This is a genomic window from Brachybacterium sp. J144 (assembly GCF_036321705.1).
GTDB lineage: Bacteria > Actinomycetota > Actinomycetes > Actinomycetales > Dermabacteraceae > Brachybacterium.
In genome coordinates this window covers 142308-166395 of the sequence record NZ_JAZDCG010000028.1, presented here as the reverse complement: position 1 = coordinate 166395, position 24088 = coordinate 142308, and the positions used below count along the sequence as shown (strand labels likewise).

18 protein-coding genes and 6 tRNA genes are annotated in these 24088 nt (G+C 71.2%); 18 read left to right on the top strand and 6 right to left on the bottom strand.

What is annotated here, in order from left to right; translation table 11 throughout:
* Nucleotides 1-32: 32 nt before the first annotated feature.
* From glgX to V1260_RS11205, 3 genes are all read right to left on the bottom strand, one after another.
* A complete protein-coding gene (glgX, locus tag V1260_RS11215) occupies nucleotides 33-2198 on the bottom strand; it encodes a glycogen debranching protein GlgX (RefSeq protein ID WP_329746899.1) in 2166 nt (721 codons plus the stop codon).
* 98 nt (nucleotides 2199-2296) lie between these two features.
* Nucleotides 2297-2371: transfer RNA gene (locus V1260_RS11210), tRNA-Val, on the bottom strand.
* Between the two features lie 23 nt (nucleotides 2372-2394).
* Nucleotides 2395-2470 (bottom strand) — tRNA-Gly (locus tag V1260_RS11205).
* Between the two features lie 326 nt (nucleotides 2471-2796).
* On the opposite strand from V1260_RS11205, the gene V1260_RS11200 reads away from it, so the two are divergent.
* The 16 genes from V1260_RS11200 (at nucleotide 2797) to V1260_RS11125 (ending at nucleotide 17268) form a co-directional block, all read left to right on the top strand.
* Nucleotides 2797-2868 (top strand) — tRNA-Val (locus tag V1260_RS11200).
* A gap of 24 nt (nucleotides 2869-2892) precedes the next feature.
* A tRNA-Gly gene (locus V1260_RS11195) sits at nucleotides 2893-2965 on the top strand.
* A 69-nt stretch (nucleotides 2966-3034) separates the two neighbouring features.
* Nucleotides 3035-3108 (top strand) — tRNA-Cys (locus V1260_RS11190).
* Between the two features lie 23 nt (nucleotides 3109-3131).
* Nucleotides 3132-3206, top strand: a tRNA-Val gene (locus V1260_RS11185).
* A gap of 160 nt (nucleotides 3207-3366) precedes the next feature.
* Nucleotides 3367-5367: a threonine--tRNA ligase gene (gene thrS, locus V1260_RS11180; RefSeq protein ID WP_329746898.1), complete on the top strand. Its 2001-nt coding sequence runs from the start codon at nucleotides 3367-3369 to the stop codon at nucleotides 5365-5367.
* Nucleotides 5364-5939, top strand: a complete 576-nt coding sequence (locus V1260_RS11175; RefSeq protein ID WP_329746897.1) for an HIT family protein — start codon at nucleotides 5364-5366, stop codon at nucleotides 5937-5939. Before thrS ends, V1260_RS11175 begins: the two co-directional genes overlap by 4 nt.
* Before the next feature lie 52 nt (nucleotides 5940-5991).
* The gene (locus V1260_RS11170; protein ID WP_329746896.1) at nucleotides 5992-7311 is read left to right on the top strand and encodes a PrsW family intramembrane metalloprotease; all 1320 of its coding nucleotides are present in this window, start codon (nucleotides 5992-5994) and stop codon (nucleotides 7309-7311) included.
* A gap of 111 nt (nucleotides 7312-7422) precedes the next feature.
* A complete protein-coding gene (locus tag V1260_RS11165; RefSeq protein WP_329746895.1) occupies nucleotides 7423-8181 on the top strand; it encodes a YebC/PmpR family DNA-binding transcriptional regulator in 759 nt (252 codons plus the stop codon).
* A 2-nt stretch (nucleotides 8182-8183) separates the two neighbouring features.
* Nucleotides 8184-8771, top strand: a complete 588-nt coding sequence (gene ruvC, locus V1260_RS11160; protein WP_329746908.1) for a crossover junction endodeoxyribonuclease RuvC — start codon at nucleotides 8184-8186, stop codon at nucleotides 8769-8771.
* A gap of 26 nt (nucleotides 8772-8797) precedes the next feature.
* The gene (gene ruvA, locus V1260_RS11155) at nucleotides 8798-9418 is read left to right on the top strand and encodes a Holliday junction branch migration protein RuvA (RefSeq protein WP_329746894.1); all 621 of its coding nucleotides are present in this window, start codon (nucleotides 8798-8800) and stop codon (nucleotides 9416-9418) included.
* Entirely contained in the window at nucleotides 9415-10464 is a 1050-nt protein-coding gene (gene ruvB / locus V1260_RS11150) for a Holliday junction branch migration DNA helicase RuvB (protein ID WP_329746893.1), read from the top strand. Before ruvA ends, ruvB begins: the two co-directional genes overlap by 4 nt.
* Nucleotides 10465-10591: 127 nt before the next feature.
* Nucleotides 10592-11020 (top strand): preprotein translocase subunit YajC, encoded by a 429-nt coding sequence (gene yajC / locus V1260_RS11145; RefSeq protein ID WP_329746892.1) that lies wholly within the window; start codon nucleotides 10592-10594, stop codon nucleotides 11018-11020.
* Between the two features lie 51 nt (nucleotides 11021-11071).
* Complete coding sequence (secD, locus tag V1260_RS11140) at nucleotides 11072-12964, top strand: protein translocase subunit SecD (RefSeq protein ID WP_329746891.1); 1893 nt, start codon at nucleotides 11072-11074, stop codon at nucleotides 12962-12964.
* Nucleotides 12961-14154: a protein translocase subunit SecF gene (secF, locus tag V1260_RS11135; RefSeq protein WP_329746890.1), complete on the top strand. Its 1194-nt coding sequence runs from the start codon at nucleotides 12961-12963 to the stop codon at nucleotides 14152-14154. Before secD ends, secF begins: the two co-directional genes overlap by 4 nt.
* Nucleotides 14151-14738, top strand: coding sequence for an adenine phosphoribosyltransferase (locus V1260_RS11130; protein ID WP_329746889.1), 588 nt, complete (start codon nucleotides 14151-14153; stop codon nucleotides 14736-14738). The genes secF and V1260_RS11130 overlap by 4 nt, the downstream gene beginning before the upstream one ends.
* Before the next feature lie 121 nt (nucleotides 14739-14859).
* Nucleotides 14860-17268 (top strand): RelA/SpoT family protein, encoded by a 2409-nt coding sequence (locus V1260_RS11125; protein ID WP_442878156.1) that lies wholly within the window; start codon nucleotides 14860-14862, stop codon nucleotides 17266-17268.
* A 10-nt stretch (nucleotides 17269-17278) separates the two neighbouring features.
* Here the strand turns inward: V1260_RS11125 and V1260_RS11120 are convergent, their stop codons facing one another.
* Together V1260_RS11120 and V1260_RS11115 are read right to left on the bottom strand one after the other, a co-directional pair.
* Nucleotides 17279-17944, bottom strand: coding sequence for a hypothetical protein (locus V1260_RS11120; RefSeq protein ID WP_329746888.1), 666 nt, complete (start codon nucleotides 17942-17944; stop codon nucleotides 17279-17281).
* A 126-nt stretch (nucleotides 17945-18070) separates the two neighbouring features.
* Entirely contained in the window at nucleotides 18071-19717 is a 1647-nt protein-coding gene (locus tag V1260_RS11115) for a DUF349 domain-containing protein (protein ID WP_329746887.1), read from the bottom strand.
* Nucleotides 19718-19935: 218 nt separating this feature from the next.
* Between V1260_RS11115 and hisS the strand changes: the two genes are divergently transcribed.
* Nucleotides 19936-21300 carry a histidine--tRNA ligase gene (gene hisS / locus V1260_RS11110; RefSeq protein ID WP_329746886.1) on the top strand — a complete coding sequence of 455 codons (1365 nt, stop codon included), beginning with the start codon at nucleotides 19936-19938 and terminating at the stop codon, nucleotides 21298-21300.
* 88 nt (nucleotides 21301-21388) lie between these two features.
* Nucleotides 21389-21760: a thioredoxin gene (gene trxA / locus V1260_RS11105; protein WP_329746885.1), complete on the top strand. Its 372-nt coding sequence runs from the start codon at nucleotides 21389-21391 to the stop codon at nucleotides 21758-21760.
* A gap of 118 nt (nucleotides 21761-21878) precedes the next feature.
* Here the strand turns inward: trxA and V1260_RS11100 are convergent, their stop codons facing one another.
* The gene (locus tag V1260_RS11100; RefSeq protein ID WP_329746884.1) at nucleotides 21879-23936 is read right to left on the bottom strand and encodes a DEAD/DEAH box helicase; all 2058 of its coding nucleotides are present in this window, start codon (nucleotides 23934-23936) and stop codon (nucleotides 21879-21881) included.
* Nucleotides 23937-24088: the final 152 nt, after the last annotated feature.

Sequence of the window (24088 nt, the reverse complement as noted above, 5' to 3'; positions counted from 1 at the left end):
TCCTGGAACGCTGGGGGACGGGGCCGGTGGGGTCAGGCGCGGATCGAGAGGCCCGGATTCTCGCCCGGACCCGCCTCCTCCTCGGCCGCCATCGGGGGCCGCAGGAGGATCAGCAGCGAATGGCTGGGCCGGGAGACGCTCTGCCCCGCCTCCAGGGTGGTGCCCATCTCGATGGTGTCGCCCGTGCCGAGGGCGACCTCCCAGCTCGTCCCGTACTCCGCCGGCGGGAGCACGAAATCGACCTCGTTGCCGGAGGCGTTGAACATGACCAGCGCCGAGTCGTCCTCGATCCGCTCGCCGCGGCCGTTGGGCTCGGGGATCGCCGAGCCGTTGAGGAACATGGTCAGGCACTTGTTCTGCGCATCGCCCCACTCCTCGTCGGACATCGGCGCGCCGTCCGTCCCCAGCCAGTCCACGTCCTTCAGCACCGAGTCGGCGTCGTCCCGCACCACACCCTGCAGGAAGCGGCGGCGGCGGAAGATCGGGTGCTCGCGGCGCAGGGCGATCATGTGCCGGGTGAACCAGAGCATCTCCTCCTGGTGAGGGTCGAGGTCCCAGTCGACCCATGACAGCTCGTCGTCCTGGCAGTAGGTGTTGTTGTTGCCCTGCTGCGTGCGGCCCATCTCGTCCCCGTGCAGCAGCATCGGCACGCCCTGACTGAGCAGCAGGGTAGCCATGAGGTTCTTCGCGCGGCGCTTGCGCAGCGCGAGGATCTGCGGATCGTCGGTCTCGCCCTCGACACCCGAGTTCCAGGAGCGGTTGTGGCTCTCGCCGTCGTTGCCGCCTTCCTGGTTCGCCTCGTTGTGGCGCTCGTTGTAGGAGACCAGGTCGCGCATCGTGAAGCCGTCGTGCGCGGTGACGAAGTTGATCGAGGCGATCGGGGTGCGGCCCGTGTGCTGGTACAGGTCGGAGCTGCCCGCGAGGCGCGAGGTGAAGTCGCCGATCTTGCCCGGCTCGGAGCGGTGGAAGTCGCGGACCGTATCGCGGTAGCGGCCGTTCCACTCCGACCACAGGGGCGGGAAGCCGCCCACCTGGTAGCCGCCCTCGCCGAGGTCCCACGGCTCGGCGATCAGCTTGACCTGGGAGATGACCGGATCCTGCTGGATGATGTCGAAGAAGGCCGAGAGCCGGTCCACCTCATGCAGCTCGCGCGCGAGGGTCGAGGCGAGGTCGAACCGGAATCCGTCCACGTGCATCTCGGCGACCCAGTAGCGCAGCGAGTCCATGATCAGCTGGAGCACGTGCGGAGTTCGCATCAGCAGCGAGTTCCCGGTGCCGGTGGTGTCGTAGTAGTGCGCCTGGTCGTCCTCGACGAGGCGGTAGTACGCCCGGTTGTCGATGCCGCGGAAGCAGAGGGTGGGGCCGAGCTGGTTGCCCTCGGCGGTGTGGTTGTAGACCACGTCGAGGATCACCTCGATGTCGGCCTCGTGGAGGTTCTTCACCATCTGCTTGAACTCCTGGACCTGCTGGCCCAGGTCCCCCGCGTACGAGTACTCGTTGTGCGGGGCGAAGAAGCCGATGGTGTTGTAGCCCCAGTAGTTCCGCAGGCCCTTCTCCACCAGGTGGCCGTCCTGCACGAACTGGTGGACCGGCATCAGCTCGACCGCCGTCACCCCGAGGTTTTTCAGGTGCTGGATGATCGCCGGATGGCCCATCGCGACGTAGGTGCCGCGGATCGACTCGTCGATCTCCGGGTGCTGCATCGTCAGGCCCTTGACGTGGGCCTCGTAGATCACGGTGTCGTGGTACTGGTGGGCCGGGGGATGGTCGTTGCCCCAGTCGAAGTAGGGCGAGACCACCACGGAGTGCATCGTGTGCTCGGCGGAGTCGTCGCTGTTGCGCAACTCCGGGTTGTCGAACTCGTAGCTGTACAGCGAGGGGTGGTTGCTGGCCATGCCCGCGATCGCCTTCGCGTACGGGTCCAGCAGCAGCTTCGAGGGATCGCAGCGGTGGCCGCTCGCGGGGTCGAAGGGGCCGTGCACGCGGTAGCCGTACTTCTGGCCGGGCTGCACGGCGGGGAGGTAGACGTGCCACACGAAGGCGTCGACCTCGGTGACCTCGATCCTCGTCTCGGTCCCGTCCGTGTCGAACAGGCACAGCTCGACCCGCTCGGCGACCTCCGAGAACAGGGCGAAGTTGGTGCCGGAGCCATCGAAGGTGGCGCCGAGCGGGTAGGGCTGACCGGTCCAGATCTGCATGGGCTCAGGGTACTGGCAGGCAGGGCCTCGACAAGTACGCGCGGGTCACGGTGCGGGAACGACGACGGCCCCGGATCCGTGAGGGATCCGAGGCCGGGTGGTGGGCGATACTGGGATCGAACCAGTGACCTCTTCCGTGTCAGGGAAGCGCGCTACCGCTGCGCCAATCGCCCATGCGCCGTGAGGCGGGGAGGAATGGAGCGGACGACGGGACTCGAACCCGCGACCCTCACCTTGGCAAGGTGATGCTCTACCAACTGAGCCACGTCCGCATATCGGCTGAGCCGACGAGGGACGACTGTAGTGCCGGATCGGTCACCGGCGCAAACCGATCGGGGTCGAGGTGGCCGACGTCACCGCCGGGGTCGGGGCCGGTTCGTGGATGGCGATGTTCGGGGGGAGCCGGGGGAGCGAGTCAGGGGTGGGTCGAGGGTCGGTAGGGCGCCGGTCGGAGGTTGGTCGGCGAGGGGTCTAGGGTCGCGAGCGGGAGGGTGCGGGATGCCCGGAAGCACCTCGGATGTACGTCACATCCCAGGTGGCGCTACCCTCGGTGAACCTCGTGTAGGCTTCTTCGAGTTCGCCCCGCGGGGCGGCATCAGGGCGATTGGCGCAGGGGTAGCGCGCTTCCTTCACACGGAAGAGGTCACTGGTTCGATCCCAGTATCGCCCACGCAGGATCCTCGGATCCCTGTATGCGGACGTGGCTCAGTTGGTAGAGCATCACCTTGCCAAGGTGAGGGTCGCGGGTTCGAGTCCCGTCGTCCGCTCTCCGGGACGGCGCGCCCGACGTTCTCGTCGGACGCGCCTTTCTCGTCGAGGGGTGCATCGCACTCCGCGGTGGGTTGGCCGAGAGGCGAGGCAACGGCCTGCAAAGCCGTGTACACGGGTTCGAATCCCGTACCCACCTCCACCGCGTCCCCCGGGTCGCGGCGCGGGCGATTGGCGCAGCGGTAGCGCGCTTCCCTGACACGGAAGAGGTCACTGGTTCGATCCCAGTATCGCCCACCATCGATGCGAGCCCCGGTCCTCGGACCGGGGCTCGCGTGCTATCCGCTGCTGGTCCGTGCTGTCGGGTGCTGTTCGGGGTTCCGAGCGATCCGCTCCCGATAAGATGCCTGGCGGAGCCGGCATCGTCGGCCGGCTCGACCCGCACAGCAAGGAGCATTCCGTGGCACAGATCGCCATCACCCTCGACGGATTCCCCCAGCGGATCGAGGAGGGGACCACGGGCACCGAGCTCTTCGCGGGGACCACCACGATCATCGCCCTCCGCGTCGACGGCGAGCTGCGCGACCTCGCGACCGCGCTCACGGACGGGCAGGGCGTCGAGGGCGTGGACATCTCGAGCCCCGACGGCCTCTCGATCCTGCGCCACTCGACCGCGCACGTGCTCGCCCAGGCGGTGCAGAAGATCAACCCCAACGCGAAGCTGGGCATCGGACCGCCCATCACCGACGGCTTCTACTACGACTTCGACGTGGCCGAGCCCTTCACCCCCGAGTCGATCAAGGCGCTCGAGAAGGAGATGGGCCGGATCGTCAAGGAGGGGCAGCGCTTCGTGCGTCGCGAGATCAGCGACGACGCCGCCCGCGCCGAGGAGGCCGGCGAGCCGTACAAGCTCGAGCTGATCGGCCTGAAGTCCACCGCCGCGGACGCCGGCGAGGGCGCGAGCGTCGAGGTCGGCGAGGGCGGGCTGACGATGTACGACAACGTCAACCGGCGCGACGAGGTGGTCTGGACCGACCTGTGCCGTGGCCCCCACCTGCCCTCCACCAAGCTCATCGGCAACGGCTTCGCCCTGACCCGCTCCGCCGCCGCCTACTGGCGCGGGAGCGAGAAGAACCCGATGCTGCAGCGCGTCTACGGCACCGCCTGGCCCTCGAAGGAGGAGCTGCGCGCCCATCAGGAGCGGATCGCCGAGGCCGAGCGCCGCGACCACCGCCGCTTGGGCAGCGAGCTCGACCTCTTCTCCTTCCCGGACGAGATCGGCTCGGGCCTGCCGGTGTTCCATCCCAAGGGCGCCATGATCAAGATGGAGATGGAGGACTACTCGCGCCGCCGCCACGTCGAGGCCGGCTACTCCTTCGTCTCCACCCCGCACATCACCAAGAAGAACCTCTTCGAGACCTCGCGGCACCTCGAGTGGTACGCCGACGGGATGTACCCGCCCATGCACATGGACGAGGAGGTGGACGCGGAGGGCAACGTCACCAAGCAGGGCCAGGACTACTACCTCAAGCCCATGAACTGCCCCATGCACAACCTCGTCTACCGCTCCCGCGGGCGCTCCTATCGCGAGCTGCCGCTGCGGCTGTTCGAGTTCGGCAGCGTCTACCGCTACGAGAAGTCCGGCGTGGTCCACGGCCTGACCCGCGCCCGCGGCTTCACCCAGGACGACGCCCACATCTACACCACCCGCGAGCAGATGAAGGAGGAGCTCGCGAGCCTGCTGCAGTTCGTGCTGGACCTCCTGCGCGACTACGGGCTCGACGACTTCTACCTCGAGCTGTCCACCCGCGATCCCGAGAAGTCCGTCGGCGACGACGCGACCTGGGAGGAGGCGACCCGCACCCTCGAGGAGGTCGCCACCGCCTCCGGCCTCGAGCTGGTCCCCGATCCGGGCGGCGCCGCCTTCTACGGCCCCAAGATCTCCGTCCAGGCCAAGGACGCGATCGGCCGCACCTGGCAGCTGTCCACCATCCAGCTGGACTTCTTCGAGCCCGAGCTGTTCGAGCTCGAGTACACCGCGTCCGACGGCACGCGGCAGCGTCCGGTGATGATCCACCGCGCCCTGTTCGGCTCGATCGAGCGCTTCTTCGGCGTGCTGCTCGAGCACTACGCCGGGGCCTTCCCCGTGTGGCTCGCCCCGGTGCAGGTCGTGGGCATCCCGGTCGCCGCCGAGTACGCGCCCTATCTCGAGGAGGTCGCCCAGAGGCTGCGCGCCCGCGGCGTGCGCGTGGTGGTCGACGACTCCGACGACCGGATGCAGAAGAAGATCCGCACCCACACCAAGGAGAAGGTCCCCTACCTGCTGATCGCCGGCGGCGAGGACCAGGCCGCCGGCGCCGTCTCCTTCCGGATGCGGGACGGCAGCCAGGACAACGGCATCGCCGTCGACGAGGCCGTCGAGCGGATCGTCGCGGCGATCCGCGACAAGGCGCAGGTGTGACGGGGTCCGCCGAGCAGGGCGACGAGCCCGTCGTGATCGAGGACGCCCGCGCCTTCGCGGGCGTCCCCGACACCACCCAGCGCCTGTGGACGCCGCACCGCATGGCGTACATCGGCGGGCAGGACAAGCCCGAGGACCCCGACGACGCCGCGCAGTGCCCCTTCTGCGCCGGACCGGCGCGCGACGACGAGGACGCCCTGATCGTGCACCGCGGTCGGGTCGCCTACGCGATCCTGAACCTGTACCCGTACAACTCCGGCCATCTGCTGGTGTGCCCCTACCGGCACGTCTCGGACTACACGGAGCTCACCGACGACGAGGTCGCCGAGGTCGCCGAGATCACCCGCACCGCCATGCGCGTGATCCGCGAGGTCTCCTCCCCGGCGGGCTTCAACCTGGGCATGAACCAGGGCGAGGTCGCCGGTGCCGGGATCGCGGCCCACCTCCATCAGCACGTCGTGCCGCGCTGGCCGGGGGATGCGAACTTCCTGCCCGTGGTGGGTCGGACCAAGGCCCTCCCGATCCTGCTCTCGGACACGCGGCGCCTCTACGCCGAGGCGTGGCCGACGTGACCTGGGCTACCATCGGACGGTCCGGTCGGGGGAGCGGGAGGAACAGGGCGGCATGAGCATCACCGGGGCACCCAGCGTGCCGAGCGCACCGCTCCCGCAGGGGGCACCGTCGCAGCGGACCGGCCCGTCCGGTCCGGGATCCAGCGGGTACGGCTACGACATCGAGCGCAGCGACCCGCGCGCCCCGGGGCGCCTCGGGTCGGGCCGCGAGCCCCGACGGAAGCGATCCCGCCTCTGGCGGATCATCTACTGGGCGCTGGTCTTCCTGGGACTCGCCGCCACCGCGGTGGTCCTCTATCTCCTGGTGATCCTGCCGCTCGGCTTCGGCACCTCACTCGTCGCCTTCACCGCGGCGCTCGTCCCGGTCGCCCTGGTGTTCTCCGCCGTGTGGTGGCTGGACCGCTACACCCCGCAGCCCCGCACCTCGCTCGTCTACGCCTTCGTGTGGGGTGCGATCGGCTCGGTGGGACTGACCTTCATGATCGGCGGCGCCTTCCAGAACTGGATCAGCCCTGAGGAGCCTGCGGACATCGTCGCGAGCTTCCTCGGCGCGGTCATCCAGGCGCCGGTGATCGAGGAGGCGATGAAGTCGCTCGGACTCGTCGCCCTGCTGATCTGGGGACGCAAGTACATCGCAGGACCGATCGACGGCGTCGTCTACGCCTCGCTCATCGCGGGCGGCTTCGCCTTCACCGAGAACATCCTCTACTTCGGCAGCTCCTTCCATCAGTCGCAGGCCGCGGGCGAGGTCGCCGTCTTCTGGCAGACCTTCTTCCTGCGCGGGCTGCTCTCGCCCTTCGCCCACGTCTCCTTCACCGCGCTGTGCGGACTGGGTCTGGGTATCGCCGCCGAGCGCCGCTCGCTGATGCTGTACTTCGGCCTCGGCATCGGGGGACTGTCCTTGGGCATGCTGCTGCATGCGCTGTGGAACGGCTCGAGCTTCTTCCTCCCCGTCGATCCCGAGGCCCCGCTCGCCGGCTTCCTGCGGTACTACGTCACGGTGCAGGTGCCGATCTTCGCGCTTCTGGTCGGCATCGCCCTGTTCCTGCGGCTGCGGGAGCGCCGCATCCTGCGCCGGCGGCTGTCCGACTACGGCCGTGCCGGCTGGTTCTCCCCCGAGGAGGTCGACCTGCTCGTCGCGATGGGCAGGCGCCGCCGCGCCGAGCGCTGGGCCGCCCGGCACGGTGCCATCGCCCGGATGGCGATGCGGGACTTCCTGCGCACCGCGATCGCGCTGGGCATGGAGCGGCACAGCGTGCTCCACGGGCGTCCGACGGCGCGCACGCGGGCGATGGAGCGCGAGCGGCTCGAGCGGCTCACCGCCGACCGTCGGCTGATCGGCGCTCTCACGTCCCCCGTCGTCCGCGGCTGAGGCGTCCCGTCGGCAGGCCGCCGACACCCGCCGGACCGGCACCCTCGGCCCTGCCCCTAGAATGGGGCGGCATTCCGCCGGCACGTGGCGGGAGATGTCGGAGGGAGAGACATGTCAGGGCATTCCAAGTGGGCGACCACGAAGCACAAGAAGGCCGCCATCGATGCGAAGCGCGCGAAGTCGTTCGCGAAGCTGATCAAGAACATCGAGGTCGCCGCGCGTATTGGAGGCCCTGATCCCGCCGGCAATCCGACGCTCTTCGACGCCATCCAGAAGGCGAAGAAGACCTCCGTGCCCAACGACAACATCGATCGCGCGGTCAAGCGCGGCGGCGGGCTCGACGGCGGCGGCGTCGACTACGAGACCCTCATGTACGAGGGCTATGCACCGGGCGGCGTCGCAGTCCTCGTCGAGTGCCTCACCGACAACAAGAACCGCGCGGTCTCGGAGGTGCGGCTGGCCTTCAACCGCAACGGCGGCAACATGGCGGACTCCGGCTCGGTGTCCTACCTGTTCTCCCGTCGCGGTGTCGTGACGGTCCCCAAGGGTGACCTGACCGAGGACACGCTGCTCGAGGTGGTTCTCGATGCGGGCGCCGAGGAGATCACCGACGAGGGCGACTCCTTCGAGATCCTCTCCGAGGCGACCGACGTGGTCGCCGTGCGCACAGCGCTCCAGGAGGCCGGGATCGACTACGACTCGGCCGAGGCGCAGTTCGTGCCCACGATGCGCACACCGGTGGACCTCGAGGGAGCGCAGAAGGCGCTGCGCCTCATCGACGCCCTCGAGGACAGCGACGACGTGCAGAACGTCTACTCGAACCTCGACATCCCGGACGACGTCGCGGCGCAGCTCGACGACTCCGAGTGACCATGCTGCGGGTGCTCGGCGTGGACCCGGGTCTGACCCGGTGCGGGATCGGCGTGATCGACGCCCTCGGCGGGCGCCGAGCCCGCCTGGTCCACGCCGGCGTCATCCGCTCCGCCCCGGGCGACCCGATCGACCAGCGCCTGCTCGCCATCGCCCGGGGCCTGCGGGCCGCGCTCGACGAGCACGGCCCAGACGCCGTCGCCGTGGAGCGCGTGTTCAGCCAGAACAACACCTCCACGGTCATGGGCACCGCGCAGGTCTCGGGGATCGCGATCCTCGAGGCCGCAGAGCGCGGCATCCCGGTTGCGATGCACACCCCCTCGGAGGTCAAGGCGGCGGTGACCGGCAGCGGCCGCGCGGACAAGGCGCAGATCCAGACCGTGCTCGTGAAACTGCTCGGCCTGGACGCCCCGCCGCAGCCCGCCGACGCCGCCGACGCGGTCGCGATCGCCCTCACGCAGCTGTGGCGCGGCGGGGGAGGGGTCGCGCTCGACGCGACGGGCGCGGCACGGACCAGCGCCCAGGAGGTCTGGGCCCGTGCCGAGCGCGAGGCCCGACGCGCCCGGGAGCGCTCCACCTCCCGCCTCTGATCGAACACTCGTTCTATGGTGGTGGCGTGATCGCATCCCTGACCGGGCGGGTGGCCCGCCTCGACCTCGACGCCCTCGTGCTCGAGGTCGGCGGCGTCGGCTATCTCGTCCGCACCACGCCCCAGGCCCTGACCTCCACCCGGCACGGCGCCGAGCTGACCCTGCACACCGAGCTGGTGGTCCGCGAGGACTCGATGACCCTGTTCGGGTTCCCGAGCGCCGAGGAGGCGGAGACCTTCCGCATCGTCCAGTCCGTCTCCGGCATCGGCCCGCGCACCGCCCTCGCGGTCCTCGCCGTGCTCGACCCCGAGGAACTCCGCCGGGCGGTCGCCGAGCAGGATGCGAAGACCATCACCCGCACCCCGGGCATCGGGCCCAAGGTCGCCTCGCGCATGCTGCTCGAGCTGGGAGGGAAGCTGCCGGCCCCCGCAACCCAGGCCGCGACGGGCTCCGCCAGCGCGGAGCCGGGCGGCGCTGCCCGGCCCGGGGTGGACGCCGATGTCGTCGAGGCGCTACTCGGACTCGGCTGGCCCGAGAAGACGGCGACCGCCGCCGTGGACCGCGTGCGCGAGGGTGACGGCGGCGCCGATCTGGACGCCGCGGCGCTGCTGCGTGCCGCGCTGCGGCACCTGGGCGGCAGTCGATGACCGATCCGGGAGCCGATCCGTCGCTCACCAGCCCCGAGTCCCTCCCGCCCGAGCGCACCGCGGAGGCCGCGCTGCGTCCGCGCCGGCTCGAGGAGTTCGTGGGCCAGCAGGTCGTGCGCGAGCAGCTCTCGCTGGTCCTCGACGCGGCCGCCGCGCGCGGCCGAGCCCCCGAGCACATGCTGCTCTCGGGGCCGCCGGGTCTCGGCAAGACGACCCTCGCGATGATCATCGCCGCCGAGCTCGGTGCGGCGCTGCGCATCACCTCCGGTCCCGCGATCCAGCATGCCGGGGACCTCGCTGCCATCCTCTCCTCCCTCGACGAGGGCGAGGTGCTGTTCATCGACGAGATCCACCGCCTGGCCCGGCCCGCCGAGGAGATGCTCTACATCGCCATGGAGGATTTCCGGGTCGACGTGGTGGTCGGCAAGGGCGTGGGCGCGACCTCGATCCCGCTGGACCTGCCGCCCTTCACCGTCGTCGGCGCGACGACCCGCGCCGGGCTGCTGCCGGCCCCGCTGCGGGACCGCTTCGGCTTCATCGGCCACCTCGACTTCTACGCCCCGGGGGAGCTGCACGAGGTGGTGCGCCGCTCGGCGATCCGACTCGAGGTCGAGCTCGAGTACGAGGCGGCCGCGGAGATCGCCTCCCGCTCCCGGGGCACGCCGCGGATCGCCAACCGGCTGCTGCGGCGCGTGCGCGACTGGGCACAGGTCAAGGGGAGCGGAGCCCTCGACCTCGCCGCGGCGCGTGAGGCGCTGCGGGTCTACGAGGTCGACGAGCGGGGGCTGGACCGGCTGGATCGTGCGGTGCTCTCGGCGCTCTGCCATCGCTTCGCGGGAGGCCCGGTGGGCCTGTCCACCCTCGCCGTCGCGGTGGGGGAGGAGACCGAGACCGTCGAGACCATGGTCGAGCCCTATCTGGTGCGGGAGGGGTTCCTGCTCCGCACCCCGCGCGGTCGTGCGGCGGCCCCCGCCGCCTGGATCCATCTCGGGCTCGAGCCGCCCGCAGGTCCCGAGGGCGCGGTCCCCATGCTGGGCCGCTTCTGAGCGACGCGCCACCCCTGGGAGGGCGGCGCGGCGGTGGCGGGTACAGTGGGCGGGTCAGTCGCCCGCGGCAGGCGCACGTCCGGGACCGGGATCCCGACGGGGCGACCTCACCGCCGAAAGGAACCTCGTGGAACTCCTCCCCCTCCTGCTCATCTTCGCCGTCATGATGCTGCCCCTGATGTGGATGTCGAGCCGGCAGCGCAAGGCCCAGCAGAAGCAGCGAGATCTCGTCGGCGCGCTCGGCGTCGGCGACGAGGTGCGCACCCACTCCGGCTTCTACGGCCTGATCGTGGAGGCGTACGACGACGTCGTGGTGCTCGAGTCCGAGGATGGCACCCAGAGCAAGTGGGCGCGTCAGGCGATCGCCATGGCCGTCGAGGAGCCCGCCGCGGAGCCGACCGAGGACGAGGCCGGCACCGAGGACCAGGCCGTCGCCGCAGGCACCGTCGACGGCTCCGAGCAGGAGCGCACCGAGGGGTCCTCCGCCGCGAGCGAGGTGCCCGGCGTGACCGTCACCGAGGACGTCGCCCGCGACGCGGACCGTCGCGACCGCTGATCCCGACCGGATCCCCCTCCCACACCGCCGCACCCTGAGGATCGCCTCCCCATGCCCGCACGCCGCATCGCCCTCCTCGCCCTCGCGCTGCTGATCCTGCTGCTCGGCGGCGGGATCGGCGCCGGAGTCTGGAAGGGCGGCTGGGATCCGGCCCCGAAGCTCGCCCTCGACCTCGAGGGCGGGACCCAGATCATCCTGCAGGCGCAGTCCAGCGACGGCGCGGCGATCGATCCCACCGCCATGGAGCAGGCGCGGCAGATCATCGCCCAGCGCGTGAACGCCATGGGCGTGGCGGAGACCGAGATCACCGTGCAGGGCGGCACCAACATCGTCATCGACGTGCCGGGCCAGCTCGACGAGGCCACCTCGCAGGCGCTGCGCCAGACTGCGTCGATGTCCTTCCGCCCCGTGCTGGGGATCGTGGCGCCCGAGGGCACCGGTGATCCTGCGGCGTCCGACGGCGGAGGGGAGTCCGACGCGGGCGGCGCCTCCGACGCCGGCGGCGCGGGCGAGGCGTCGGAGGAGAGCTCCGCCCCGCCCGTCGACCCCGCGGAGCAGAAGTTCTCCGGCACCCTCGGCGAGGACGCCTCGCTCGCCCCGCCCGCCGAGGGCGAGCTGGCCTACCCCGCGTGGTCGCTCGACTGGCTCACCCCCGAGCTGCAGACCGAGCTGATGACCGCGGACTGCACCGATCCCCGTGCCCAGCAGGAGAAGATGGCGGACGCGGCCCCGGACGAGGCCGTCGTCGCCTGCGACCCGGACGGCACCCAGAAGTTCCTGCTCGGCCCCGAGGTGGTCGCCGGATCCTCGATCCAGAACGCCCAGGTCAGCTCCGAGACCACCCCCACCGGCCAGGCCACGGGGTACTTCGTGGTGAACATGTCCTTCCAAGACTCGGGTGCGCAGGCCTTCTCCGACATGACCTCCGCGCTGTACAACGGCGAGGGGGCGAGCCCGATGTTCGCCATCGTGCTCGACGGCCTGGTGATCTCCTCGCCCCAGGTGCAGGAGCCCTCCCCGAACGGTGAGGCCTCCATTTCCGGCAGCTTCACCCAGGAGCAGGCCAGCCAGCTCGCGGACCAGCTGCGCTTCGGTGCGCTCCCGCTCGAGTTCGAGGTCGCCTCGGAGCAGCAGATCTCCGCGACCCTCGGCAGCGACCAGCTCGAGATGGGCCTGATCGCGGGGCTCATCGGTCTCGCCCTCGTGGTCGTCTACGCCTTCTTCCAGTACCGCGTGCTCGCGATCGTGACCACCACGAGCCTGCTCGTCATGGGCGCCCTCACCTACGGCATCCTCACGGTCCTCTCGAACATCCCGGAGATCGGCTACCGGTTGTCCCTCGCGGGCGTGGTCGGCCTGATCGTCGCGATCGCCTTCACAGCCGACTCCTTCATCGTGTACTTCGAGAGGGTCCGCGACGAGATCCGCGAGGGGCGCGGGATCGTCGCCGCCGTCGACCATGGCTGGGACCGGGCCAAGCGGACCATCCTCGCCTCCGACGCGGTGAACCTGATCGCTGCCGTCGTGCTGTACGCACTGTCCACGGGTGGTGTGCGCGGCTTCGCCTTCGTGCTCGGCGTGACCACCATCCTCGACCTCGTGGTCGTGTTCCTGTTCACCCACCCGCTGCTGCAGTCCCTCGTGCGGACCCGCTTCTTCGGGAAGGGCCATCCGCTGAGCGGTCTCGATCCGGCGTTGCTGGGCCGGGACGTCCCCGCCTATGCGGGCCGCGGTCGGTTCCGCTCGGTCGCGGAGCGCCCCGCCCGTCGCGGACGGGTGGAGGAGGGGACCGTCGAGCGCGAGCCCCTCGCCGCCCGCAAGGCGCGGCTCGCCCGTGAGGCCGCCGAGACGCGGGCCGCGGGGGAGGATCCCGGCGGTCCGGCGCCGGACCCGGACAGCACCAGCGCCGACAGCGCCGAGACCACCGAGGAGGAGGGCCGATGACCGCCGTGTTGTCCCGTCTCGGGAACGACCTGCACGAGGGCCGACGCGTCGTCCCCATCGTGCGTCGACGCCGCACCTGGTACCTGATCAGCGTCATCGTCCTCGTGGTGCTCGGCTCCCTCGCCGGGCTCCGCGGCCCGAACCTGGGCATCGAGTTCACCGGCGGCTCCGAGTTCCAGGTCGCCGGGGTCGCCGACACCGAGCAGACCTCCGCCCGCGAGGTCGTGCGGGAGGTGCTCCCCGACTCCGAGCCGAAGATCACGGTGCTCGGCCAGAACACCCTCCGGGTCCAGACCGACCAGCTCGACTCGACCCAGACCGCGGAGCTCGCCGCCGACCTCGCTGACGCCTACGGGGTGGAGGTCGACGCCGTCTCCACCTCGTACATCGGTCCGGTGTGGAGCGGCGACATCACGCAGAAGATGCTGCGTAGCGTGGTCGTCTTCCTCGCTCTGGTCGCGATCACCATGGCGGTGTACTTCCGCAACCTGAAGTCCTCCGCGGCGGCGCTGATCGCCCTGGTCCATGACATGCTCGTCACGGCGGCCGTCTACCTGGTCAGCGGCTTCGAGATCACCCCGGCCGCGGTGATCGGCTTCCTCACCGTCATGGGCTACTCGCTCTACGACACCATCGTCGTGTTCGACAAGGTCCGCGAGAACACTTCGGGGCTCCTGCAGCAGACGCGCCACAGCTTCGCCGACCAGGTGGAGCGGGCGGCGAACCAGACCCTGGTGCGCTCGATCAACACCTCCGTGGTGGCGCTGCTGCCCGTCGGCTCGATCCTGGTGATCGGTGCCTTCCTGCTCGGTGCCGGCACGCTGAAGGACATCTCGCTGGCACTCTTCATCGGCATCCTCGCCGGCACCTACTCCTCGGTCTTCCTCGCTCCGGGCCTGCTCGTGGACCTCCGGCGCGGCGAGAGCGAGCTCCGGGCCCACACCGCTCGCGTCGAGCGGACACGTCGCTCCGGCACCGTCGTGGAGGCGGCGCCGCGGGTCGAGGACGCCGACGACGGCCTCGGGCGCGAGGACGTGCGGGACGAGGAAGACGACGCGGACGAGGTCGAGATCGCCGCGGCCGGTGGGGCCACCGGCTCGACCCGCGGATCCCGCCCCGCGGCTCCCCGCACCCAGCCCCGTCGGACCACCCGTCGGCGGCGCACCTCCGATCGACGAGGACAGCGATGACCGTCACCCCCGAGAACCCTGACATCCCTGAGGACTCGGAGGGCGCCGTGAACCCTGCGGTGATCGAGGAGCTCCGCCGCACCCACATCGCCGAGTACCCGGACTTCCCGCAGCCGGGAGTGCTCTTCCGCGACATCACGCCCCTGCTGCGCGACGGTGCGGCGCTGCGCGCGGTGATCCGCCACTGGGCGAGCAGGCTCCCCGAGGGGATCGAGTACGTCGTCGGCACCGAGGCCCGTGGCTTCGTGCTCGGCGCCCCGCTCGCCTACGAGATCGGCGCGGGGTTCGTCCCCGTGCGCAAGGCGGGCAAGCTGCCCGGGAACCCGGCGACCCTCGAGTACGACCTCGAGTACGGCAGCGCCGTGATCCAGATCCCCGAGGGGTCCCTCCCCGCGGGGGCGCGCACCCTCGTGGTCGACGACCTGCTGGCGACCGGCGGGACGGCCGCCGCGACCATGGCGCTCGCGGAGCAGTTCGGCGCGGAGATCCTGGGGGCCACGTTCCTCATCGAGCTCGAGGGCCTGAACGGGCGGGAGAAGCTCGGCGACGTGCCCGTCTCGGCGGTCTGGTCCTTCCCCAACTGATCCGCTGATCCGCCAGCGAGTTGTCGTGGACGCGACCACCCCGGGGCGTGCGTAGACTTGACCTCCCAGCAGGAGGTGCGCAGTGCAGGAGCAGAGCGGGACCACGAGGCCGGGTGCCGAGATCGAGGCGACCCGGGAGGGGACCGCGCCCGCCACTCCGGGAACACCGGTCTCGCCCGTTTCGTCCGCGCCCTCCGGGGCTGATCCGGGGAGCGCTCCCAGCACCCTGCCGCGCCGCGCCCGCTCGCGGCTGTCCTTCTTCGGCGGCCGCTCGGCTCCCGTGACCGACCCGCTCCTGGCTCCGCTGCTGGAGACCATGGCGGCGGCGAGCCCCAAGGAGTCCCTCGCCCTCGTGCAGCGGGCGTACACCGTCGCCGAGCAGGCCCACCGCGGCCAGATGCGCAAGAGCGGGGACCCGTACATCACCCATCCGGTGTCGGTCGCGACGATCCTCGCCGAGCTCGGCTCCCCGGCGGACGTCGTCGCCGCCGCGCTGCTGCACGACACGGTCGAGGACACCGACTACTCCCTCGACCGGCTCCGTGAGGAGTTCGGCGAGGTGATCGCGGTGATGGTCGACGGCGTCACCAAGCTCGACAAGGTCACCTACGGGGAGGCCGCCCAGGCCGAGACCGTCCGCAAGATGATCGTCGCGATGAGCCGCGACGTGCGGGTGCTGCTGATCAAGCTCGCCGACCGTCTCCACAACGCGCGCACCTGGAAGTACGTGCCGGCCGCCTCCGCGGAGCGCAAGGCCAAGGAGACTCTCGAGATCTACGCTCCGCTCGCGCACCGGCTCGGGCTGAACACCATGAAGTGGGAGCTCGAGGACCGCTCCTTCCAGGTGCTCTACCCCAAGGTCTACGAAGAGATCGTGGCCCTCGTCGCGCAGCACGCACCGGCCCGCGACCAGTACCTCCGCACCGTCTCCTCGCAGATCCTCGAGGACCTGCGCAAGGCGCGGATCAAGGCGGAGGTCACGGGGCGCCCCAAGCACTACTACTCGATCTATCAGAAGATGATCGTGCGCGGCCGGGACTTCGCGGACATCTACGACCTGGTGGGCGTGAGGGTCCTGGTCGACACGGTCCAGGACTGCTACGGGGTGCTCGGCACGTTGCATGCCCGCTGGTCCCCGGTGCAGGGCCGGTTCAAGGACTACATCGCGCTGCCGAAGTTCAACCTCTACCAGTCGCTGCACACCACGGTCATCGGACCCACCGGCAAGCCGGTGGAGATCCAGATCCGCACCTGGGAGATGCACCGCCGCGCCGAGTACGGGGTCGCCGCGCACTGGAAGTACAAGGCCATGGCCGGGCAGTCCAGCGGCGGCGAGACCCGACCGATCGGGAACGACGCCGCGTGGCTGCGTCAGCTGATGGACTGGCAGAAGGAGACGACCGACTCCGGGGAGTTCCTGGACTCGCTGCGCTTCGAGATCACCACGCAAGAGGTGTACGTCTTCACCCCGAAGGGGGACGTGCTCGCCCTCCCGCAGGGCTCCACCCCGGTCGACTTCGCGTACAGCGTCCACACCGAGGTCGGCCACCGCACCATCGGCGCCCGCGTCAACGGCCGCCTGGTATCTCTCGAGTCGACCCTGTCCACCGGTGACGTGGTCGAGGTGTTCACCTCGAAGTCCCCGGAGGCCGGGCCGAGCCAGGACTGGCTCGGGTTCGTGAAATCGCCGCGGGCGCGCAGCAAGATCCGCCAGTGGTTCTCGAAGGAGCGTCGCGAGGAGGCGCTCGAGCGGGGCAAGGACGAGCTCGCCAAGGCGCTCCGTCGGCAGGACCTGCCGATGCGGCGCCTGCTCACGCACGACACCCTCGCCACGGTCGCCTCGGATCTGAACCTGCCGTCCGTCGACTCGCTCTACACCGCGATCGGGGAGGGGCACACGAGCGCCCAGCACGTCGTGGAGCGTCTGCGCGCCTCCTTCGGCGGCACCATCGGCGCCGAGGAGGACGTCGCCGAGATGACGCTGCCCTCGCGGGCGAAGTCGCGGCCCTCGCGCTCGGCGCAGCACATCGCGGACACCGATCAGGGCGTCGTGGTCGACGGCCAGTCGGATCTGTGGGTGAAGCTCGCCAAGTGCTGCGCCCCGGTTCCGGGCGATCCGATCGTCGGCTTCGTCACCCGCGGATCGGGGATCTCCGTCCACCACGCGACCTGCACGAACGCCCTGCAGCTGCGGGAGCAGCAGCCGGATCGGATCGTCGCGGTGACCTGGTCGGGTCGGCACAGCACCGCCTATCTGGTGCACATCAAGGTCGAGGCGCTGGACCGGCCCCGGCTGCTCACCGATCTGGCCATGGTCGTCGCGGAGCAGCAGGTCAACCTGCAGTCCGCCTCGGCGCAGACCAACTCGGACCGGCTGGCCACGGCGTTCTTCTCCTTCGAGCTCGCGGATCCCTCGCATCTGCAGTCGGTCCTCTCGCAGGTGCGACGGGTCGAGGGCGTGTACGACGTGTATCGGGTCACGGCCGACGGCAAGGCCGTGAATGCGGGGGAGCCTCTCGCCGCGGGGTGAGTGCCGCCGCTCACGCCGCCGCTGTACCGGTCCGTTCCAGGGTTTCGAAGCGCAGCCGCGCCTGCGCCAGCCCGGGATGACGCGAGGAGATCCGCCCCAGACTGCCAGCGATCTCGGCCTCGGTGACGTGACCGCTCTCGAGCAGCGCGCCGACGAGCGCCGCCGCGCTCTCGGCCGGAGCGAAGCGCAGCAGATCCACGCAGGTGCGGGTCGGCACCGTCAGCGGCGCACCACCGAGAGTCTCCACCTCCCGGGGGAGCAGCCGGGCCGTGCGCACCACCACGCCGGAGAGGACCATCCGGTGCGCGGAGGAGAGCAGCTCCGCCGGGTGGGGCGGCGTGCCCCCGAGCAGCACCCAGGCGGCAGAGGCGCCCGCCACGACCTGCGTGGAGTGCAGGTGCTCGCCGAGCGCGCAGCCGAGGGCCAGGACCCGCGAGATCGCGCCGGAGAGGAGATCCGGGGGCATCAGCACGCCCGGCAGGATTCGGGTGAGCAAACCGTCCCGCACCATCGACTCCACGGCCGGACTCTCCGGCCAGCGCTCGAGCTGCGCCCCGAGCGGGACCGCGAGCTCAGCGGCATGGGAGGACCAGGCGGCGCAGAGACCCAGCCGGACGAACACCGGGGGATCCCATGCCGTCGGCGGATCCGGGGAGGCTGGAGCGACGGAGATCATGGACCGAGCGTGGCAAGCGACCCGGCGGACGGCAACGCCCCGCCCGTCACTGTGGACGGAGCGGGGCGGGGGAGGAAGGATCCCGGCCCGGGGACGCGACCGTGCGGGCGCGCCCCGGGCGAGGGGTCAGCCGAGGTCGCGAGCCGAGCGCTCAATCACGGCGAGCCACTCCTTGCGGGCCTCGAGGGCGGCCTCGGCCTCGGCGATCTTCTTCGGATCGCCGCCCGCGCGGGCCTTCTCGAGGGCCTCCTCGTACGAGGCGATCGCCGAGTGCAGCTGCGAGGACGCCCCCTCGACACGCGCCTTGGTACGCGGGTCGGTGCGTCGCCACTCGGCCTGCTCGGCGTCCTTCACGGCACGCTCCACGGCGCGGAGGCGGTCGTCGACGCGGCGCATGTCCGCGCGCGGCACCTTCCCCGCCTCCTCCCAGCGGTCCTGGATCGAGCGCAGCGCGGCCTTGGCGGCGTCGAGGTCCTTCACCGCGTCGATGGCCTCGGCCTCGACCAGCAGGGACTCCTTCACCTCGAGGTTCTTGCGCTGCTCGGCCTCGGTCTCGTGGAGATCCGCGTTGCGGGCGGCGAAGAAGGCGTCCTGGGCGGCCTTGAACCGCTTCCACTGCGCGTCGTCCTTCTTGCGGCTGCCACGTGGGGCGGCGCGCCACTCGTCCATCAGGTCCTTGTACGCGCGGACCGTCGGACCCCAATCGGTGGAGTCCTGCATGGCCTCGGCGCGGCTGATGAGCTGCTCCTTAACGGTGGCCGCCTCGGAGTGCCGCTCGTCGAGCTGCGAGAAGAACTGCTTGCGGAGGCGGTCGAAGGTCGCGCGCGCGGCGGAGAGCCGCTTCCACAGCGCCTCCTCGGTGGGACGGTCCAGGGAGACGTCCTCGGACTGCATCTGCTTCCAGGTCGGCACCATCTGGCGCATGGTGTCGCCGGCGTTCTTCCAGGAGATCTGCTCCGGATCGGTCGCGACGAGAGCCTCGATCGACTCGACGAACTCGGTGCGGCGCCGGGTCGCCTCTGCGCGCCCCTCGGCCCGCTTCGCCTCGAGCGCCTGGATCTTCTCCTTGGCGTTCTCGCGCAGCTCGTGGGCGCGCGCCCGCAGCGCCGGGATGTCGCCGACGACCTGCGGCTCCTTCATATTCTTGCGCAGGTTCTCCAGGAGCCGGTTGAGCTCGTTCTGGGTGTGCTCGGGGGCGTTGAGGGTCGACTGGGTGAGGTCCAGGAAGGCGACCAGGTCGAGGTAGGCATGGACGAAGGGCTCCAGCGCCTTCTCCGGATCGGACTCGGTGCTGGTCCCGACCGCGCGGACCTGCGTGCCGTCCTGCACGGAGACGGTGCCGTCCTCGCCGAGGGTGCCGAAGGCACGGGCGGCGGCGACGGCCTCGGGATCGTGCGTGGAGACCGGAGGAGCGATCGGGACCAGCGGCGCGGCGGCCCGTCGGCCGGCGAGCGCGGCGGGGGAGGGCAGGCCGGGCTTCGGGGCCGACGGACGCGGGGCGGCGGCGGGCGTCGCCGGGGCCTCGGGCGCGTCGGCAGCGGCAGCGTCGTCCGTCTCAGCGGTCACGGTCGGCTCGGCGGACTCGGTCTGCTCGGCCGACGGATCCGCGGGTGCGGCAGCGGCGGTCTCGTCCGCCGGAGCCTCGACGCTCGGGGCGGTCTCGCCCGGGGGCACGGTCTCCGGCGTCGTCGACTCCGCCGTGGGCGCGACCTCTGCGGCGGCGACCGGATCGGCGGGGGTGGAGGCGGGGACGGGAGTCTCGGACTCGCTCACGATTGAGCTCCTTCGAAGGGATCCGCTGCAGGGCGGGACACTGCCGTCGCGGGGACGGCCGGGCGGGTACGGGGTCCTGGCCCCGACCGGGGAGAACCACGTCACGGAACTCTACAGGGGTGCGGCCGCCTGCTCGGCACGGTCCGCGCGGTGCCCCCGGGAGGTCCGGGCGATAATGGGTGCTCCCGTCTTCCGCGACCGAGAAGGATGTGCCCCGCATGGCGAAGATCGCCGCCCTGTCCGGATTCCCCGAGTGGCTCCCCGCCGAGCGGCTCGTGGAGCAGCACGTGATGGACGTCTTCCGCGAGGTCGCCGAGCTGCACGGGTTCTCCGGCATCGAGACCCGGGCGGTCGAGCCGCTCGAGCAGATGCTGCGCAAGGGGGAGATCGACAAGGAGGTGTACGTCCTGCGTCGCCTCCACGCCGAGGACGACGGAGGCGACGACTCCGGCGCCGACGCTTCCCGCACCCTCGGGCTCCACTTCGACCTCACGGTGCCGCTGGCCCGCTACGTCCTCGAGCACCAGAACGATCTCTCCTTCCCCTTCCGACGCTTCCAGATCCAGAAGGTGTGGCGCGGGGAGCGCCCGCAGGACGGTCGCTTCCGCGAGTTCTACCAGGCCGATCTCGACGTGATCGGACAGGACTCCCTGCCCGGGCACGTCGAGGCGGAGGTCGCGATCGTGATGGCGGAGATCCTCTCCCGGCTGCCGCTGCCGCAGGTGAGCATCCACGCGAACACCCGCCGGCTCTCCGAGGGCTTCTTCCGCGCGATCGGCTTCGAGGACCACACCGCGGTGCTGCGCGCCCTCGACAAGCTCCCCAAGATCGGTGCCGAGGCGGTGCGGACGCTGCTCGTCGACGAGTCGGGCGCGAGCGCGGAGCAGGCAGACCGTGCCCTCGCCTTCGCCTCCATCCGCACCCGTGACGCCTCCTTCGGCGACCAGGTGCGCGATCTCGGCGGGACCGGCGAGATGGTCGAGCAGGGCATCGCCGAGCTGACTGCGGTGATCGAGCGGGTCGAGGCCGCCGTCCCCGGGATGATCCTCGCCGACCTGTCGATCGCCCGCGGGCTCGACTACTACACGGGGACCGTCTTCGAGAGCTTCCTCGAGGGCCACGAGTCGCTCGGCTCGATCTGCTCCGGCGGCCGCTATGACCGTCTCGCGGCGGACAACCGCCACACCTATCCCGGGGTGGGGCTGTCCATCGGACTGTCCCGGCTGGTCTCCCGGATGCTGTCGACGGGGATCGCCGTCCCCACCCGGTCGGTGCCCACCTGCGTGCTGGTCTCCGTCGGCGAGGAGGAGAGCCGCGGCCGGAGCGAGGCCGTGGCCCGGGCCCTGCGTGCCCGTGGCATCCCCTGCGAGGTCGCGCCCACCGCCGCGAAGTTCGGCAAGCAGATCCGCTACGCCGACCGCCGCGGCATCCCTTTCGTCTGGTTCCCCGGCGCCGACGGCGCCGCGGACGAGGTGAAGGACATCCGCAGCGGCGAGCAGGCCCCGGCCGACGCCGGCACCTGGGAGGCGCCCGCCGAGGACCGGCTGGTCCGCGTGGTCGCCGCCCCGTCCGCGGACGCCTGAGGAGTGGGTCTCCTCACCGCTGTCGATGACCTGGCCCACACCGTGAGAGAGTGGGAATGACTTCGAGCCCTACGACGTTGGAGCGCACATGGCTACCGTCACCCTGACCACCGAGAACCACGACACCACCGTCGAGGACGGCATCGTCCTGATCGACTTCTGGGCGGGCTGGTGCGTTCCCTGCCAGCGCTTCGCCCCGATCTACGACGAGGCGTCCGAGAAGCACGAGGACGTCACCTTCGCGAAGGTCGACACCGAGGACCAGCAGCAGCTGGCGATGCGCTACGGCGTCACCTCGATCCCGACCCTCGTCGCCTACCGCGAGGGCATCCCGGTCTTCTCCCAGGCCGGCGCGCTGCCCCAGTCGGCCCTCGAGGACCTCATCGGCCAGGTGAAGAACCTCGACATGGACGAGGTCCGCAAGGCCTACGCCGACGCCCAGGCCGAGCAGCAGGGCTGAGCCCGCCGCCTCGTCGGCGCACAGAGCGCAACGAACAGAGGACCCCGCACCGAACGGTGCGGGGCCCTCTGCGTCTCACCGGCCCGGCATCCCGAGGATGCCGGGCCGCGTGCTGGTCTCAGCCCTCGTGGGAGCGGCGGAAGCCCTTGCGCTTGGCGTCGAACTTCCCGCCGTCGCGGCGGGGGCGGTCCTCGAAGCGTCGGCCGCCCCGATCGCCCCGATCACCACGGTCGCCGCCCGAGCGGAAGCCGCCGCGGTCGGAGCTGCGGTCACCGCGATCGCCCCGGTCGCCCTTGCCGCCGCGGGGGCCGGAGTCCGGGCCGATGCGCAGCGCGCGGCCGCCCACGCGAGCCTTGCCGATGCGCCCCATCTGCTCGTCGTCGAGACCGCCGCGGATCTGGACCAGCGAGAAGCTGCCGAAGATCTGGATCTTGCCGACGTCCTTGCCGTCGAGGCCGCCCTCGCCGGTGATCGCGCCGACGATGGCCGGCGGGCGCGCCCCGTGGGAGTGGCCGATGCCGAGGCGGTAGGAGGTGTAGCCGGCCTCGGTGCGGGGCGAGGAGCCGCGGTCCCCGCGGTCGAACCGGTCCCCGCCGCGACGGTCGTCCCGGCGGTCGTCCCGCTCGAAGCGCCCGGTCTGCTGGGTGAACTCCTCGTCCTCGGTCGGGGCGCCGGGGCCCTCGTCGCCGACGGTCATCGCGCCGAGCACGGCGGCCAGCTCGAGCGGATCGATGCCCTGCTCGGCCACGAACTCGCCCACGAGCTCGCGGTAGAGCTCGAGACGGCCGCGCTCGCGGCGCTCGGGGACCTGGGTGAGCAGGGTCGCGAGGCGGTGCTTGGAGACATCCCGCGGCGTGGGGATGACCGCCTCCTCGAGCGTCTGCTTGGTGGCGCGCTCGATGTTCTTCAGCGCGCGACGCTCGTGGGGGCCGATGAAGGTCAGCGCCTCGCCGGAGCGCCCCGCACGGCCGGTCCGGCCGATGCGGTGGACGTAGGCCTCGGGCTCGCGGGGGACGTCGAAGTTGACGACCAGGCCGATGCGCTCGACGTCGAGGCCGCGGGCCGCGACGTCGGTCGCGACCAGGACCTGCAGGGAGCCGTCACGCAAGCGCTCGACGATCTTCTCGCGCTCCTTCTGGGGGACGTCGCCGCTGATCGACGCGGCGATCACGCCGCGGGCGACGAGCGCCGAGCCGACCTCCTCGGCGGCGGCACGGGTGCGGACGAAGACGATCGCCGCCTCGGCCTCCGAGGTCGCGAGCACCCGGGCGAGCGCGCCGGTGCGGTGCTTGAAGGGCACCACGGCGAAGGTCTGGTGGACGCTCTTGACCGTGGAGGACTGCGGGGTGACGCTCACCCGCACCGGGTCCTGCATGTGGTCGCGGGCGACCCGCTCGATCGCGGGCGGCATGGTCGCCGAGAACAGGGCGACCTGACGGGTCGCGGGGGAGTGGGAGAGGATCTCCTCGACGTCCTCCGCGAAGCCCATCCGGAGCATCTCGTCGGCCTCGTCGAGCACCGCGAAGCGCACGGTGTCCAGGCGCAGCGTGTTGCGGCGCATGTGGTCCATCACGCGGCCGGGGGTGCCGACGACCACCTGGGCGCCGCGGGCGAGGGCCCGCTCCTGCGGGTGGTACGGGGAACCGCCGTAGACGGCGACGACCTCGAGGCCGCCGATCGAGGTGGCGAACGAGGAGATCGCGTCGGCGACCTGCATCGCGAGCTCACGGGTGGGGGCCAGGACGAGGCCCTGGACCTCGCGGAGCGAGGGGTCGACCGCGGCGAGGAGGGGGAGGCCGAAGGCCGCGGTCTTGCCGGTACCGGTCTGGGCGACGCCGATCACGTCACGGCCCTCGAGCAGAGCGGGGATCGCGCGGGCCTGGATCGCGGAGGGGCGGGTGAAGCCCAGGTCATCGACCGCGCGACGCAGCGCCGGGGGCAGGTCGATGTCGTCGAACGTGGGTTCTGCCTCAGCCTCAGCCTTCGCGGGGGCCGCGGGCTCGGCGGGGGCCTCGAACGCCGACGGGGCGTCGCCCTCGGCGGAGTCCTGGGCGGGGGCGATCGGCTCGACGGGCGCGTCGCTCACCTGGTCGGCGGGGGCAGTGCTCTCCACGGGGGCGGCAGGCGTGCTCTCGTCCTCGACGGCAGGATTCTGGGCAGGGGAAACGTCGTTCATGGCGTCCTCGGATAGTGGGGGATGCGGTCCTCGCGAGATCGCGGGACATGAGCGCCCCGACACATCGCGAACGGCATCTCCCGCCTTCCAGGGCGGGGCACTAGCGACAAGGGGCGAACCAGACCTGCGTGATCGCAGGTCGCACGAGGGTC